The following is a 17093-nucleotide window of genomic DNA, read 5'->3' as shown; positions in this document are numbered from 1 at the left end:
GAGTGTGACGTGAAACCAGTTCGTCTGGCGATACTCGGTCTTGGTACTGTTGGTGGTGGAGCCCTTAAATTACTACAAGAAAATGCTGCTGAAATTAAACGCCGTACCGGTCGCGAAATTCAAATTACACACGTAGGCACACGCCGTCCACGTCCAGATTTACAACTCGAAGGTATTCAACAAAGTGATGACTTCATGGAGATCGTACGTCAACCTGATGTTGATGTTGTGGTCGAAGTGATGGGCGGTATTCATCCTGCCTATGAAATCATCATGGAAGCGATTAAGCATGGCAAGCAAGTTGTCACCGCGAATAAAGCTTTACTTGCTGAACATGGTAATGAGCTGTTCAAAGCAGCAGAAGATAATGCTGTGCAAATCGCCTATGAAGCAGCGGTTGCTGGTGGTATTCCAATTATTAAAGTAATCCGTGAAGGTCTAGCTGCGAACCATATTCAATGGCTTGCAGGCATCATCAATGGTACAGGCAACTTCATTCTGACTGAAATGCGCGAAAAAGGTCGTGCCTTTGATGACGTACTCAAAGAAGCACAAGAACTCGGTTATGCTGAAGCTGATCCAACCTTTGATGTTGAAGGAATTGATGCTGCACATAAGCTGACCATTTTAGCCTCTTGCGCTTTTGGTATTCCATTACAATTTGATAAGGTATACACAGAAGGCATCAGTAAAATTACTGCACAAGATGTGAAATATGCTGAGGAACTCGGTTTCCGTATCAAGCATTTAGGCATTGCACGCCGTGCAAGCAATGGTATTGAGCTACGTGTCCACCCAACACTCATTCCTGCCGAAGAACTGATTGCTAATGTGAATGGTGTTAAAAATGCTGTATTAGTACAAGCACATGCAGTAGGTCCAACCCTTTACTACGGTGCAGGTGCAGGTGCAGGACCAACCGCTTCCGCAGTTGTTGCTGACGTGATTGATATCGTACGTGATATTTCTTATACCGAAGATGGTGCTGGTACGATTCCACAACTGGCATTTGAAGCACTGACCAATGTGCCAATCCTCAGCCGTGAAGAAATGACGACTGGTTACTACATCCGTTTAAATGCTGAAGATCAAACAGGCGTATTAGCTGATGTCACCACAATTCTCAGCCGCGCTGGTATCAGTATTGATGCCATCATGCAGCAATCACGTTTAAAAGATTTGATACCAATCGTGATTTTGACAGATCCAATTGTTGAGTCAAAAATGGATGAAGCACTTGCACAAATCCAAGCATTACCTACAATTCATGGCGAAATCGTAAGAATTCGTTTAGAATCGCTCGATAGTTAATCAGTTTAAATCTCCCCCCACCCCTCTTCTATGAATAAAGAGAGGAAGCCCTTCCTTTTTAAAGGGAGGTTGGGAGGGATTTTTTCTCTACCTCATATTGGAACACCATCATGTCGAATGCCAATCGTTATACCGGTCTCGTAGATCGTTATCGTGACCGTTTACCTGTGTCTGCAACTACACGCGCAATTTCTTTAGGTGAAGGTAATACTCCACTGATTAAGTTAGAGAATATTCCACGTATTATTGGCAAAAATGTTGAAATCTATGTGAAGTACGAAGGTCTGAATCCAACCGGTTCATTTAAAGACCGTGGTATGACGATGGCAGTCACAAAAGCTGTTGAAGAAGGCTCTAAAGCGATCATCTGTGCTTCTACAGGAAATACATCAGCAGCAGCAGCAGCATATGCAGCACGTGCAGGTATCAAAGCGTTCGTATTAATCCCAGAAGGCAAAATTGCAATGGGTAAAATGGCGCAAGCGATGATGTATGGTGCGATTACCATGCAAATTCGTGGTAACTTCGATGATGGTATGCGTTTAGTAAAAGAAGTCGCTGATCAAGCACCTGTAACGATTGTAAACTCAATCAACCCTTACCGTTTGCAAGGTCAAAAAACCATTGCCTATGAAATCGTAGAAGCACTCGGTCGTGCACCTGACTATCACTGCTTACCAGTCGGTAATGCAGGAAATATCACTGCGCACTGGATGGGTTATACCGAAGCAGTTGCAAATCAACCTGCTGATCAGTTTGAACAAGTGATTTATGATGCTGCAACAGATCAATTCACTGGTCCTAAACCAGAAGGCTTGCCAATCATGGTTGGTTACCAAGCCGATGGCGCTGCACCATTCTTACGTGGTGCGCCAGTTGAAAACCCGGAAACGGTTGCAACAGCCATTCGTATTGGTAATCCGCAAAGCTGGAACCATGCAAAAGCAGTCGTACGTGATTCTAAAGGTTGGTTTGATGAACTGGCTGATGCTGAAATCTTAGAAGCTCAACGCTTACTTTCAATGTATGAAGGTGTGTTCGTAGAACCTGCTTCAGCAGCGTCTATTGGCGGTGCAATTCGCGATATTAAAGCGGGTAAAATTGCTGAAGGTTCTGTAATTGTATGCACAGTAACAGGTAATGGCTTAAAAGATCCAGATACTGCAATCAAGCAATGCGCTGATGCCGTGATGCTGTCAATTGATGCAACAATGGATCAAGTGAAAGATTCAATTCTTTCGAATATGTAATATTAAAAAGTCAATCCACTCCTAGTAGAGTGGATTGATTCCCTATATAGTATTTTATCATTAGCAAAAACATATTCTACTTTAATAATAATTAAATATAATATTTACTAATAAATTCAGATTATGAGAAAGTAATGTTAAAAATATTAACCATATTATCATTAACAAGTATGCTATTGGGTTGTACAGGTCCTTTAAAAAAATATCCTAGCTTTACTACACAAAATACTATTTCTATATCCTCAGAAGAAGTTAATAAGGTTCGTTATGGAAGAGTAATTGATAAATCCATTCCAAATGCACAAATTCTTATTGGACAATCTCCACTTCAAACAAATTCAGGAGTGGTAATCGGAGGTCCTTTAGATGGACTTATTATTGCAGAATTTTTTTCCAATATAAGTCGAACAAATAATAAAACCAATAATCAACTTGATTTTCTAAAGACACTAAAATTTTCATCAACAGTTGAAGAAAAAATTAGGCAACAGTTTTCTGAAAAAGATATTCCATTAAAGGTTATAGACTCTCAAAATGCTGATATGAAAATAATACCATTTGTATTTATATCTTCTTCAACTAACGACTTTTTTTTAGATTTCACACTAACAACAGAGATTAAAAATAAAGTGAAATTTTATAGATATAGAGATCGTTCTTTCACAGAAATGAAAAATATAAATAAAGAAAAATTCCTTAAAATTTCAGATAATGCTTTTAACCAGTTAATAGATATATTCATATTAGATTTAAACAATCATCTCGACATCAAAAAATTAGACACTGCATTACAAAGTAAATGTGAAAAAATTTCAGGAAAATCTTGGGGGAAAGTTGGTACTTTTAATAAAGTCAGCTTTCATTTTATTCATAATGACCAAGATCGTTGTATAGCAACATTAAAAGATTCCGTTGGTATAGAATATCCGCAGGTTTATATATTTAATGAAGGTAAATTATAAATTATTTACCACAAATAGAACCAGTTGCTTGCAACTGGTTTTTTATTCAGAATTATAAAAATAAATGTTATTCGTAATCATCGTAACTATATTGTGCAGCTAACTCTTTCTCAATTCTTTGGATTTCTTCAAGCTCAATCTCTTTAATCTCAAATAAGGGCTGCTTTAATAAAGGATTAACCGCATATAAACCCTCTTCTTCCCAGCCTTGCATAATAATTAAAGTTTGGCTTTTCTGATCGTATTTCAAACTTGATTGAGCAGTAATCATAGCTTGTAAAAGTATCGGCTGATCAGACAACTCTTCAAGTGAGCCCTTAAGCTGAATATCACCATAGTCATAATCTGCAAAAATGGTTCCGACATTCGTTTTTAATTGTTCAGGTTGATCTGCATAAGCTAAACTGGCAAAAAATTCATCATGCTCTTCCACCCACTTCTGCTGTTTAACTGACCAAAGCGCATAAAATTTCGCTTCATTTTCAAATTTAACTAATTGAAATTTGTGCATATCAGCAAGTTGAATAAACTGGAAAGTATCTTCATCACTTAAACTTTCAGGTAGCATTTCACGAGAGACCTCCCCCTCTTGGTAAATATGTTCACCACAGCGTGAAAAGACAAAATCATCTAATTGCTTTAATAGTGCTTCATCTGCATCAAATAGTGATTCAACTTCATAAAGTGCAAAATTACGTGCTCCATTGATTTCAAGTTGCTTATAGGTCGATTCAGCTTGCTCTTTATGATCAAAAATACTGGCGATTCGATTGCCTGAAGCATAAAAAACTTCATCATTATAACCAAAATATTTTTCACGAATTACATAAGTTGTCATATTAGACTCCCCATTTTAAATAATTAATTTCAAAATAATTATTGAATACACAAGATTATAATTTAACAAAATTTGCTCAAAATAGAATATCTAAACGTTAATTTCACGTCTTAAAATGTCGTTCTGTCATATAAAAAAGCTCCTCATGGAGAGGAGCTTCTAAAAAATCTAATTGATTAAACTCTTTTAGGTAAAGAACTAAGCCAAGTCAATAAGTTGGTTGCATCATTGGTACGTGCTTGAGACGTTGAAGCGCCCAACAATACAACGACAGCAGGGCGTGAATTAACAGTGGTATGCATTACTACACAACGACCAGCTTCATTAATATAACCTGTTTTTGATAAGTTGATATTCCAACCACCATTACGAACTAAAGCATTAGTATTATTCGATTTCAGCACACGATAGCCTAAATTAAAGTCATAGGTGGGTGTGGTTGAAAATTGGCGAATTAAGCCATACTGTGATGCACTAGTGACCAAAATTCCTAAATCACGCGCTGAAGAAACATTATGTGGATCCAAACCTGTTGATTCGGCATAACGAGTTGAAGTCATACCCAACTGTTTTGCTTTCGCATTCATCGCAGCAATAAATGCCGATCGACCACCAGGATAAGTTCGTGCTAACGCTGCAGCAGCAGGATTTTCTGATTTCATCAAAGCAAATAGTAATGCCTCTGCACGATTCATTGAATCACCGACACGCAAAGTCGAGCTTGAATTCTTTCCACCTGCACCTGCAAAATCAATCGATTCAAGAGTGATTTCATCTGACATATTGAGATGTGCATCTGCTGTCACTACAGCCGTCATTAATTTAGTAATCGATGCTATCGGTACCGGCATATTACTATTTTTACTATAAAGCACTTCACCCGTTTGAGCATCCATCACTAAAGCCGCACGTGCATTAACAGATGGCTGACTACTATAATTAGAGGTATCACGAATTTGGACATTTTTCTGTGGAGTCGCAGATGAACTAATTGTTGCAGAACCACCACTACGCAAAGTCGTTGTAACAGAAGTTGAACCTTGTGGGCTAATCTCTAGTGAGTCATCATCCTCCATGAGTTGGCTCGCATCATTTGCGGACCAATTCAATGAAGCAGACGCAGTATTCGCACTCGAAGCGGCTGGATTGTTATTTACAACCAACTCAGCAAAGCTTGTTGAACTAAAAGCCAACAAAATAGACATGCTTAAAGCATGCATGACAGATTTTTTAGAATTTTTCACGACACAATACTCAACTCAACACGCTGCACATTTGCGCTTACCACCATTATGCCTTACATTTAAACAAATCGGGTAAAGCTTTTATAGACACAATTGTGTACAACTATTCTCTAAAGACAAAGAATAGGATTGCTAATTTTGTCATTTCATTGCAAGCTCATTTTGCTTTATGTAACAAAAAACCAGTTTTTTGAAAAAAAAGGAGGTCTTCTTGATCACTGTTCTCATTGTTGATGATCATGAACTCGTACGTACAGGTATTTGTCGTATGTTGGAAGACCACCCAGATGTAGAGGTCGTTGGACAAGCTGAATCTGGAGAAGAAGCAATTGCTTTAGTTCGCCAAAAACATCCTCAAGTTGTACTACTCGATGTCAACATGCCTGGGATTGGTGGCGTAGAAACAACACGCCGCCTATTACAAACTGCGCCAGAAACCAAAGTAATCGCGGTCAGTGGTTTAGCTGAAGAGCCTTATCCATCGCTGTTATTAAAGGCAGGTGCAAAAGGTTATATTACCAAAGGCGCACCGATTTTAGAGATGGTGCGTGCAATTAATAAAGTGATGCAAGGTGGTAAATATTTCAGTGCCGATATTGCAGAACAACTTGCTAGTTCATATCTTTCAGATACGCAACAATCTCCTTTTGATGCACTTTCAGAACGTGAAATGCAAGTAGCGATGATGGTCGTGAACTGTATAAGTGCTCAGGAAATCGCAGATAAATTGTTTGTGAGTGTTAAAACTGTGAATACCTATCGCTATCGGATTTTTGAAAAACTAGCGATTGATAGTGATGTTAAACTGACCCATCTCGCCATTCGTTATGGGCTCATTAAACCTTAACAATATTAGTATTAGTGATCGTCTATGTTGGGAAAAATTGCTTCCTCAGTATCTCAAACCGTTTATCGGTTAGGAATTTGGTATAGTGGATATCGACTGATTATTTCAATCAGTCTTGTTCTTATTTACTTACTTACTGCGGAGCAACTTGCTACTAATTACGACTATCCCTTTCTATATTTTTATACATTGATTTGTTACATCAGTATCAATATTTTCCAACTTTTTTTACTAAAACTCGTTCCGCTACAAGTTACAAAACAACTTATTTTTATTTTTATTGTAGATGTAATTTGCTTAAGTATTATTACATTTTCAGCTGGGGGACCAAATCTACAACTCAGTTTGCTGTATGTGATTATTATTTTCTCATCTGCAATTCTGCTCAATGCTCATCTTTCTCTCATCGTGACACTGTTTGCAGTCATCATGGTGGTTTACCAACGCTTTCTTGGTAATTTTTTTGATTACAACAACCTCAACCATCTCGGCAATAGTGCATTTCTTGCCTTTTTGTTTTTTGTAGTTCACGCGATTGGTCGTATCGCAGTTCAAAGATTTAAGATTTTAGAAACATTAACCTTTCACCAATCAATTGAAATTCATCAATTGCAAAATATTAATCGTTATATTTTGGAACAAATTGAAGATGGCTATTTGGTATTAGACGATAGTAATCATATTGTACTCACTAATCCCGCAGCCAATACATTATTAGGTATTCATATTCCTATTTCTCCTGAAAAAACACCCTTACTGAAATGGCAACCCGATTTATTTGAATTGATCAAGTTTAGTGATTTAGAAGATGGTGAGGAATTCAGCTTTGAATCACAACAAAGTCCATATACCATTAATGTCCGCGTTAAACATTTAATCGTACCTGAACAAGCATTAGTTCTCTTAATCTTAAAAGATGCGCAAAAACTCAATCAACAAGTACAACAACTCAAATTAGCCGCGCTTGGGCAACTCTCTGCAAGTATTGCACATGAAATTCGCAATCCATTAGCCGCAATTGTACAAGCCAATGAATTACTCAAGGACAGTGATCCGCATCAACAAGAAATGCTGTCACGTATGATCAGTAAACAAGCTAAGCGTATTGATAATATTGTTCAAGATACCTTAGGCATGGCACGGAATAAGCCAACAGATCCTCAAGTGATTCAGCTCGCTGATTTTTTTGAAAGTTTGTTGAATGAGGATTTAATCGATGCTAAGCACATGATTAAGCTTAATCTGACTGAACGTATTAATATTTTGTTTGACCAAAAACAATTAAGCCAAGTCTTGATTAATCTCATTCGGAATGCCTTGCGACATAATGCAGTAGATGCACAATATATTGAGATTAATGTCGATCTAAAGGATGGTCGAACGTGTATTGATGTGATCGATTTTGGTACTGGAGTTGCAAAACGAGATATTTCTCAACTATTCAAACCATTTTTTAGTACCGAAATTAAAGGAACTGGTTTAGGATTGTATCTGTCTCATACATTTTGTGAGGCAAATCATGCAAAGCTCACATATGTAGAGCGACAACAAGGAGCATGTTTCAGGATTGAATGCTCAAAAATTCATTGATTAGATTAGGTTTCTCGGGGAAATGGCAATTAAACAACCACTCGTCTTACTCGTAGACGATGAAGAAGACTTATGTCTTTTAATGCAAATGACGCTTGCACGAATGGGCATTAAAACTCATCTTGCCTATCGTGTAGAGCAAGCAAAAAAATTCTTTACCGAGTTTCAGTACGATGCTTGTTTAACAGATTTAAATCTTCCAGATGGCAATGGATTAGACTTAGTCAAACATGTCACACAAAACTATCCAAATACACCAATCGCGGTACTAACAGCCTATGGCAATATGGATATTGCAATTGCTGCGTTAAAAGCAGGCGCATTTGATTTTGTCAGTAAACCTGTTAATCAAACACATTTGGATCAATTGATTCAAAAAGCATTGAATCGCCCACAACCAGAACAAGAAGCAGCTGAAACTGCTTTAGAAAATAAACTTTTGATTGGTCGCTCTACACCAATTCAGCAATTGCGAATCGCTCTAAAGAAAATTGCGCGCTCTCAAGCACCTGTATTTATTACAGGTGAATCAGGGACAGGGAAAGAAGTGGTTGCGAATTTAGTCCATCGCCTGAGTAATCGCAGCGAAGGTCCTTTTATCGCAATTAACTGCGGTGCCATTCCAACTGAATTGATGGAAAGTGAACTTTTTGGTCATAAAAAAGGGAGCTTCACTGGTGCAACGCAAGACAAACAAGGTTTAATTCTTTCCGCACATGGTGGTAGCTTATTCTTAGATGAAATTGCTGAGCTTCCCTTAAGTATGCAAGTTAAATTACTTCGTGCAGTACAAGAGAAGAAGATCCGTCCTGTGGGTTCAGATCAAGAAATTGATGTCGATTTCCGTGTGATTAGTGCAAGCCATCAAGATCTTGAGTTACTGGTACAACAAGGTCGCTTCAGACAAGATTTATTCTTCCGTATCCACGTCATGGATATTGTGCTTCCACCTTTACGGGAGCGTGGACAAGATATTTTATTGCTCGCAAATCACTTTATTCAAAGGATCAGCCAAGAATGGGAAGTATCGGTTAAAACCCTCTCTTCTCGTGCAGAACAGTTCTTATTACAGCAGTATTTCCCAGGTAATGTCCGTGAGCTTCGCAACATTATTGAACGTGCAATTACGCTCAGTGATGATGAAACCATTGATCTAGCCCATCTTCAAACTGCTCCACTACGTAGCCCTATTGCAACACCAATGGTTTCATTTTCAACACAAGATGAAAATGATCATACAGTAGCAAGCGTTAGCCCTATGGGTTCTAAAAAGCTACCACCTGAAGGACTGGAGCTCTATTTAGAAAATATTGAAAAAGAAATTCTTCTCAATGCACTGAATTTAACCCATTGGAATCGAACTTTAGCAGCTAAAAAATTAGGAATGACCTTCCGTTCTCTACGCTATCGTTTGAAGAAGTTTGGTTTAGATACCGAAGATGATGAATAAGCTTTAAAAATAAAACCCCTGAAATAAGGGGTTTTATTTTGACTAAATTTTACTTTTTAAGACTAGATCAGTGACATGTTCTAAGTAGCTATCTTCTTTCATTTCAGGAAGCAATGGATAACTCTGATTAGGTTGAATTCCTTGCCCTTCAATCATATTACCATTCGGTGTGTAGTAATGTGACACCGTCATTTGCAGCGCTGCTCCACTCGGCAATGGAAATAATTTCTGTACCACACCTTTACCATAACTATTTTCACCTACCACCCATGCACGCTTATGTTCTTTTAATGCAGCAGTAAAAACCTCGGCAGCCGAAGCAGAGCGATGGTTAATTAAGATTCCCAGCCTAATATTTTGAAATTCATTTGAGGGTAAAGCCTGAAATTGTTGATCTCCTTCTGAACGACTCTTTGTCGTCACAATCAATCCTTGATTTAGGAATAAGTCTGTTGATTCAACAGCCGCAGACAACAAACCACCTGGGTTATTGCGTAGATCAATGACTACTGCTTTTAGCTTGGTTGAACTATATTCTTCAATTAGACGTTTAATCTCATTGGCTGTATCTTGTTGAAAAACCTTAATTTTCAGCACAAGCACCTGATTATGTAATAAAACAGGTTCAATATCCGTTTCCACTTTTTTATTTCGAACCAAAATCACTGTACTATTATTATTTTCTGGCTGTATTTGTACCGTACTCCCAATCGAACCATAAAGCAGTCCTTGCACTTGGTCTTGATTTAAACTTTTGAGCTCCTGATTATCCACTTTCAGTATAGCTTGCCCATTTGCTAAACCGAGTTTGCTCGAATCAGATCCTGCTTTTAAATCCTGAATCTGCCATAAACGTTCGTGATTATCATAACTTAAATTGAAATCAACAGAGGCAAGATCACCTTCCGTGTATTGAATCAATTGGCGATATTCTTCAGCAGATAAATAACGGGAATAACGATCTAAACCACTCACCAAACCCTTTATCGCTTGTTGAAATAGCGCATCATCCGTCTTTGGATCTACATAGTTATCTTTAACAATGCCATAGATTTGTACAAATTGTTGAATAGATTCAAGTGGCACTTCGGCAGTACGACTGGCTGTGTCTTCACTCCACCCAGATGAATGTGGTGTCGGTGCTGCCAAAGCATGGCTCCCCCAACACATCAACAAACTTGCAAATATCGCTTGATATATGTTGTTGTGTTGGGTCATTTTTCCACCTTATTTTAAAGTAATTAAGTTCTTGCCTTGCATGTCTGAAGGTACAGGAATATGCATCAAATGAAGTAAAGTTGGTGCAACATCAGCTAAGACACCGCCTTCAGCAATGGTTGCTTGTGTTGGGCCAACATAGATAAATGGCACCAATTCAGTGGTATGTTGCGTATGAACTTGCCCACTGTCGTAGTCTTGCATTTGCTCTACATTACCATGATCGGCGGTAATTAACATATGACCTTTGTTTGCCATCACTGCCTCATAGACACGCCCCAAACACGTATCAACGGTTTCCACGGCTTTCACCGCAGCATCAAATACGCCTGTATGTCCAACCATATCACCATTGGCAAAGTTCACCACCAACAGATCGAACTCACCTGAATTAATTGCATTCACCAACTCATCTGTGACTTCATAAGCACTCATTTCAGGCTTCAAATCATAAGTTGCGACATTCGGAGATGGGATCAAAATACGTTTTTCACCTTCATACTCATCTTCACGTCCACCGCTAAAGAAGAAGGTCACATGTGCATATTTCTCAGTTTCAGCAATTCGTAATTGGGTTTTACCTAGACTAGATAAATATTCACCAATTGAATTTTTTAACGCTTGAGGCATATAAGCCACAGGTGCATCAATACTTGCTTGATAACGCGTTAACATCACGAATTTAGACAAACTTGGAACGACTTTACGCGTAAACCCAGTAAAATCTTTCTCAACAAATGCACGGGTAATCTCACGAGCGCGATCCGCACGGAAATTCATAAATACAATGCTGTCACCATCTTGTACTTTAACAATTTCACCAATACGTGTTGCTTTAACGAACTCATCATTCTCGTTCTCAGCATAGGCTTGCGCCAAGCCCTCAACCGCTGAGTTTACAACACGTGCTGCCTCACCTTCTGTCATTAAACGATAGGCTTGCTCAACACGATCCCAACGATTATCACGATCCATTGCAAAATAACGCCCAATCATCGACACAATACGACCTTGATTTGGATATTGTGCAAATAAAGCATCCAATTTTTCTAACGAAGGTTTGGCACTGCGTGGTGGCGTATCACGACCATCGAGGAAAGCATGTAAATATACGGTTGCACCACGTTTTAATGCCAATTCACACATTGCCACAATATGATCTTCATGCGAGTGAACACCACCTTCTGAAAGTAGCCCCATCACATGCACAGCACCATGCGCTGCTTTGGCTTTTTCTACGGCATCAATTAATACTTCATGCTCAAAAAAATCGCCAGTACGAATATCTTTGGTAATACGAGTAAAATCTTGATACAACACGCGACCTGCACCAAGGTTCATGTGTCCAACTTCAGAGTTGCCCATTTGACCATCTGGTAAGCCCACATCTTCGCCCGAACCAGAAATCAAACTATTTGGATGCTTCGCTTTCATCGTGCTGAGATTTGGTGTTTTTGCTGCTAAATAAGCATTATCTTCAACGGCTTCACGATGTCCTACACCATCCATAATTACAAGAACGTGAGGAATTTTGCCAGCATTTGCATCCGTCATAATGGATTCTCTATTTGTCTATCATTTGATCGGCGTATTTTACCGAAATTTGCAGTAATTCTCTATGGCGTTAATGATGGCTTTCACCAATTAAAACCATCGAAAATGAATGCTTATATTGAGTTTTTAATTGTATTTTGATCTAGGACTTGATTCAGCATAGTGGTAATAACCTGCTGTGTATAATGATGCGCCTGTGGTAAGTTTGAACCTTTAGGTCCAGCAATATTTAAAATGAGTATGTTATTTTTCTCATAAAATGAATATATCCTTTTAGCTGCACGCTCAATAGAAAACTCATTTCCATCAATAAGCAAATATGGTTTTCTTTGTTTGATACATTCTAATAAAGTAAGCTCAGTCCCTCCATTTGGAAAAATATAGTCAAAATAAATAATCACTGTAGCATCACTATCCTGAACATTCTGCTTGGTTCTTTTTCTATAACCACTACTTTCCAAGACAGTTAATGGGTAATAGTCTGGGATGATGCCATCATCAGCCATTCGACCTTCTGGACACCAACCACCACATGGAACCCCAACAGATAGAGCTGCATCCAATGCACCTCGATCAACACCAGTTTGCCCACCAGAAACAATTTTGATCTGCATAAAAATCCAATTTTCTACCTTGCTCGATACAACAAGTAACTACCGACCATAAACATCAACACAACGGGTAACAGTACAAACCAAGCAGGTGATGGTGCATAGACTAAACTTGCATAACCCAAGAAGTCTTGTAAATAGAAGAATCCTAACCCCGTAAAAAGTGCAATCACGAGCCTAAAGCCCATCGATTGTTGACGCAGTGGGCCGAAAATAAACGAACAAGCGATCAGAACCAAAGTAATTAAAGCAAATGGTGCTGTGACCTTTTGCCAAAAAGCCAATTCATAGGTTTTTGGAACTTGACTATATTCCGCTAAGTACTGCATAAAACTGATCAGTTGGCTTGGAGACAAATCATCTGGATCTAAAGTCACCATATGTACATATTTAGGCTGTAGAGCCAAACCTAGCACCTGTTGCTCATGATCCGTTTTAATCGCATTACCTTGCGCGAGTAGATCAACTTGATGAGCTTGTTCTAAACTCCATTGCCCTTCTTTTACAAACTGACCTTTTTCCGCTGTTACAAATGATTGCAAACGATAGTTTTGATCAAAATCAATTGCTTGAACATTACGAAGTTGACCTTGTGAATTCGCATAATCAATATAAATAAACCGTTGCCCTTCACGCGACCAATAGCCTTTTACTTCACCTAAAGCAACAACACTACGCTGTTTTTTAATACTTTGTGCTTTTTCATTGGTATATGGGATCACCCATTCACTCAGTACAAAAGATAGAACAATCAGCAACAATGCTGAACGCATCACCCACCCAACTATACGCCATAAACTGATTCCCACTGAGCGCATCACAATGAGTTCACTATTAGACGCGAGTGCACCTAAACCTAAAACAGAACCAATGAGTGCTGCCACAGGTAAAATCTCATATAAATAACGAGGTGCACCCCACATCACATAGAGAAATGCTTGCCACGCAGTATAAGTTGGCTTGAGTGAGCCCAATTCACCCAAATAAGTGAATAATACTTGTAAAAAAGACAACACAAGTGTTGTACCTAGCATCGCGAGGACAGTGGTTTTTGTCACATGTTTGGCGACTATTCGACGTGCTAACATTACAACCCCACTCGCTGAATACTTTTCTTAAGTTTTGGTGCTAATTTTTGTTTACGGGCAAAAAGAGCTGCTGCAATGGCATAAACCAGTAATGCCACGGGATAAACCCAAATATCTAATTCACCTTTACTAATTCGCGTTTTAATCGCGATCATCAACACAATTAAACTCGCGAAAATAAAGATTGCAGGAAGCAAACGGTAATATCGACCTTGACGAGGATTGACCTCTGATAAAGCCACCGCGAGCATTAATGCAATGATAATTACAAATGGACCAAAAATACGCCAACCAAGTTCACTTCGAATCACAGCATCATCGCGCTTCTGCCATAGCTTAGACATGGGTAAAGCTTCCACATCATCACTTTCAAATTTTACATCTTTATCATTTTCCAAACGTAAACGATAAGATTGAAATTCTGCTTGAGTATATCGTGGTTGATTTGGGTAAATTTCGTAGCGGCGACCTTGAACCAAATCAACAACATTGGCGGTATCGTTTGCCATTTCAACACGTGTCGCTTCTTTGGCTAAAATCATCACATCAGGTTTATCTTCACGATCTGCTTTTTGATAATAAAAAATATCTTTTAAATTTTTACGGTCTTCAGACAAGGAACCTGCATAAATAGTATAGGGACCTGAGGAAATAAACTCTTTGGGTCTAACCAAATCAAAACCTGCTCGTACCGCCTGTGTCTGCATTAAACTTTCGTAAGCACGTATCCCCGATGATGAACCCCAAAACATCAATATCGCCTGAACAATCAAGAACACAAAGGTCATTGGCAATAAAAGTTTGGCTAATTGATTACGGCTAACACCACTACCATTTAGAACCGCCATCTCATGGTCAACGTATAGACGACCGAAAACCAACATGAGTCCAATAAAGAAGCCTAATGGCAAAATTAAGGTCAGAAATTCTGGCAAACGATAAGCAATAATACTCAGCAACACATTAGCATCTAAACGCCCTTGTGCAGCTCGTCCAAATATCTTGATTAACTGTCCACCCATAATAATTAAAGTGAGCAAGGCCGTCACAACCAAAGAGGTAGATACCACTTGTTTGACGAGATAACGCCGAATAATCAAAGTAATGCTTCCAAAAATAGACCAATCGAGGGGTAGTGCTAGTTTACCCGAATGTTAAAAATATAAAACCTATCGCTTGTTGCGGATTGCAACCTCATATCCGAAAGTGTTTAATGGACTTATCTTTCTTTTTTGCTGCTTAGGTTCTATACAAACAATGAAATTTACCCTTCATACCGCATTCCCAACACAGTCGTCTAGTGAATCTTTGTGGATTTTGGTTGATTCAGAACAATTACAACAGAACTTAAAGACTTATCAAATCAATCATCTAGAAGATGTTCTGAGTGCCACACAGTTCAAAGCTGGTTTTAATGAAAATATTGCACTGATTACCAATATTGCTGTGCAAGCCAATGCACATTTGCTCGGTTTAGGCAAAAGTGAAGAAGTAAAGGCAATAAAATTAGCAAAACTCGCACAAACGATTATCAAATCATCACAAAATAAATTTAGACAAATCACTGTAGATCTCAGCGCATTACCAACGGATCTACATTATTTATTTGCCTTAAGTTTAACCCAAGCTGCCTATGCTTATGATGAGTTTAAATCAAAAAAAAATGAGTTCATCTTAGAAACTATCAATCTGGTTTCAGATAAAACTGCACTTGATGATGCGCAATTAAATTTAATTCACGCTGTACAATCTGGACAGAACTATGCACGTGATTTAGGTAACCGTCCCGGCAATATCTGTTTTCCTGAATATCTTGCAGACCAAGCCATTGCGCTTGCAGCACAATATCCTGATTTATTAAAAGTCACCATCCTCAATGAACAGCAAATGGCTGATTTGGGAATGAATGCTTTTCTTGCTGTCAGCAAAGGTTCTGATCGTCCTGGTCGAATTATTACCATTGAATACAATACCCAAATTGATCAAGCACCTGTCGTATTGGTCGGTAAAGGTGTGACCTTTGATACAGGGGGTATTTCATTAAAACCTGGCTTAGGCATGGATGAAATGAAATTCGACATGTGTGGTGCTGCTTCAGTGTTAGGTACGATGCAAGCACTTTGTGAAGCTCGCCTGCCAATCCGTGTGGTTGGCGCTATTGCTGCAGCAGAAAATATGCCTTCCAGTCATGCAACCCGTCCAGGGGACATCGTCACTACCATGAGTGGGCAAACGGTTGAAATTTTAAATACTGATGCGGAAGGGCGTCTTGTTCTTTGTGATACATTAACGTATATCAAACGCTTTAATCCTGCACTCGTCATTGATATTGCGACACTGACAGGTGCTTGTGTCGTTGCGCTCGGCAAAGTCGTGAGTGGACTATTCTCACCAGATGATGAACTGGTGCAAGAGCTACAACAAGCAGGTGAACAATCTCTTGACCGTGTATGGCGTATGCCTGTGATGGAAGAATATCAGGAATTACTTGATTCACCTTTTGCCGATATTGCCAATATTGGTGGTCCTTACGGCGGTGCAATTACCGCAGCATGTTTCCTTGAGCGTTTCACTCGTGATTATCGTTGGGCACATCTTGATGTGGCTGGTACAGCATGGTTATCTGGTGCAGCCAAAGGTGCAACAGGTCGCCCAGTACCGTTACTCATGCAATTTTTAGCTAATCGCACAGAATCGAATCACTAACACATGACACAAGTTAGTTTTTATCTGTTTGAAAATAGCATAGAACGGCAAGTCGAAAGTGCTTGCCGTTTATGTCGAAAAATTTTGAATCAGCACCCACAGATTTGGTGGTATTGTGTTGATTCAAATTTACAAAATGAGTTGGATGACAAGCTATGGAGTTTTGATTCCAGTAGCTTTATTCCTCATGGGATTGATCAGTTGAATAGTCCCGTGTGTATTTCAGCTGAATTACCGCCATCCAAGGATTGGATTGTGTTTAATTTTAACAATCATGCACTTGAACAAACTCAAGATTTTCGCCACATTATCGAAATTATTGAAAATAATGAAACTGCAAAACAGATCGGGCGAGAGAAATTTAAGATGTATCGTCGTTTAGGCATTGAGCCACGCACATTTAAATTATAAGTCTGTAAACAAT

General features: G+C 38.8%; 15 protein-coding genes. 8 read left to right on the top strand and 7 right to left on the bottom strand.

Going from position 1 to position 17093, the window contains the following annotated elements; all coding sequences use genetic code 11:
* Positions 1 to 9 precede the first annotated feature (9 nt).
* The 3 genes from C502_RS0112405 (at position 10) to C502_RS0112395 (ending at position 3523) form a co-directional block, all read left to right on the top strand.
* Positions 10 to 1311 (top strand): homoserine dehydrogenase, encoded by a 1302-nt coding sequence (locus C502_RS0112405; protein WP_018679145.1) that lies wholly within the window; start codon positions 10 to 12, stop codon positions 1309 to 1311.
* A 110-nt stretch (positions 1312 to 1421) separates the two neighbouring features.
* The gene (gene thrC, locus C502_RS0112400; protein WP_018679144.1) at positions 1422 to 2561 is read left to right on the top strand and encodes a threonine synthase; all 1140 of its coding nucleotides are present in this window, start codon (positions 1422 to 1424) and stop codon (positions 2559 to 2561) included.
* Positions 2562 to 2695: 134 nt separating this feature from the next.
* Positions 2696 to 3523 carry a hypothetical protein gene (locus C502_RS0112395; protein WP_018679143.1) on the top strand — a complete coding sequence of 276 codons (828 nt, stop codon included), beginning with the start codon at positions 2696 to 2698 and terminating at the stop codon, positions 3521 to 3523.
* A 67-nt stretch (positions 3524 to 3590) separates the two neighbouring features.
* On the opposite strand, the gene C502_RS0112390 is transcribed toward C502_RS0112395, so the two are convergent.
* Together C502_RS0112390 and pbpG are read right to left on the bottom strand one after the other, a co-directional pair.
* On the bottom strand, positions 3591 to 4361 hold the full coding sequence (locus C502_RS0112390; RefSeq protein ID WP_018679142.1) for a hypothetical protein: 771 nt from the start codon (positions 4359 to 4361) through the stop codon (positions 3591 to 3593).
* 176 nt (positions 4362 to 4537) lie between these two features.
* Entirely contained in the window at positions 4538 to 5605 is a 1068-nt protein-coding gene (gene pbpG / locus C502_RS0112385; protein WP_154650423.1) for a D-alanyl-D-alanine endopeptidase PBP7/8, read from the bottom strand.
* 211 nt (positions 5606 to 5816) lie between these two features.
* On the opposite strand from pbpG, the gene gacA reads away from it, so the two are divergent.
* The 3 genes from gacA to C502_RS0112370 are packed head-to-tail and all read left to right on the top strand — an operon-like array spanning position 5817 to position 9492.
* Positions 5817 to 6452 carry a response regulator transcription factor GacA gene (gene gacA / locus C502_RS0112380; RefSeq protein ID WP_018679140.1) on the top strand — a complete coding sequence of 212 codons (636 nt, stop codon included), beginning with the start codon at positions 5817 to 5819 and terminating at the stop codon, positions 6450 to 6452.
* A gap of 24 nt (positions 6453 to 6476) precedes the next feature.
* Complete coding sequence (locus C502_RS0112375; protein WP_018679139.1) at positions 6477 to 8042, top strand: sensor histidine kinase; 1566 nt, start codon at positions 6477 to 6479, stop codon at positions 8040 to 8042.
* 22 nt (positions 8043 to 8064) lie between these two features.
* Positions 8065 to 9492 carry a sigma-54-dependent transcriptional regulator gene (locus C502_RS0112370; RefSeq protein WP_018679138.1) on the top strand — a complete coding sequence of 476 codons (1428 nt, stop codon included), beginning with the start codon at positions 8065 to 8067 and terminating at the stop codon, positions 9490 to 9492.
* 42 nt (positions 9493 to 9534) lie between these two features.
* Here C502_RS0112370 and C502_RS0112365 read toward each other — a convergent pair whose 3' ends face one another.
* The 5 genes from C502_RS0112365 to lptF form a co-directional block, all read right to left on the bottom strand.
* Entirely contained in the window at positions 9535 to 10710 is a 1176-nt protein-coding gene (locus C502_RS0112365; protein WP_018679137.1) for a S41 family peptidase, read from the bottom strand.
* Positions 10711 to 10719: 9 nt separating this feature from the next.
* On the bottom strand, positions 10720 to 12264 hold the full coding sequence (gene gpmI / locus C502_RS0112360; protein ID WP_018679136.1) for a 2,3-bisphosphoglycerate-independent phosphoglycerate mutase: 1545 nt from the start codon (positions 12262 to 12264) through the stop codon (positions 10720 to 10722).
* A gap of 113 nt (positions 12265 to 12377) precedes the next feature.
* On the bottom strand, positions 12378 to 12878 hold the full coding sequence (locus tag C502_RS0112355) for a putative molybdenum carrier protein (RefSeq protein WP_018679135.1): 501 nt from the start codon (positions 12876 to 12878) through the stop codon (positions 12378 to 12380).
* 14 nt (positions 12879 to 12892) lie between these two features.
* Complete coding sequence (lptG, locus tag C502_RS0112350) at positions 12893 to 13963, bottom strand: LPS export ABC transporter permease LptG (protein ID WP_018679134.1); 1071 nt, start codon at positions 13961 to 13963, stop codon at positions 12893 to 12895.
* On the bottom strand, positions 13963 to 15063 hold the full coding sequence (lptF, locus tag C502_RS0112345) for an LPS export ABC transporter permease LptF (RefSeq protein WP_018679133.1): 1101 nt from the start codon (positions 15061 to 15063) through the stop codon (positions 13963 to 13965). Before lptF ends, lptG begins: the two co-directional genes overlap by 1 nt.
* A gap of 157 nt (positions 15064 to 15220) precedes the next feature.
* On the opposite strand from lptF, the gene C502_RS0112340 reads away from it, so the two are divergent.
* Both C502_RS0112340 and C502_RS0112335 read left to right on the top strand, forming a co-directional pair.
* Positions 15221 to 16669 (top strand): leucyl aminopeptidase, encoded by a 1449-nt coding sequence (locus tag C502_RS0112340; RefSeq protein WP_018679132.1) that lies wholly within the window; start codon positions 15221 to 15223, stop codon positions 16667 to 16669.
* A 3-nt stretch (positions 16670 to 16672) separates the two neighbouring features.
* The gene (locus tag C502_RS0112335; RefSeq protein ID WP_018679131.1) at positions 16673 to 17080 is read left to right on the top strand and encodes a DNA polymerase III subunit chi; all 408 of its coding nucleotides are present in this window, start codon (positions 16673 to 16675) and stop codon (positions 17078 to 17080) included.
* The last annotated feature ends 13 nt before the right edge of the window (positions 17081 to 17093 follow it).

It is taken from the genome of Acinetobacter tjernbergiae DSM 14971 = CIP 107465 (assembly GCF_000374425.1).
GTDB classification, from domain to species: Bacteria; Pseudomonadota; Gammaproteobacteria; order Pseudomonadales; family Moraxellaceae; genus Acinetobacter; species Acinetobacter tjernbergiae.
This window is presented reverse-complemented; position numbering and strand designations above follow the sequence as displayed.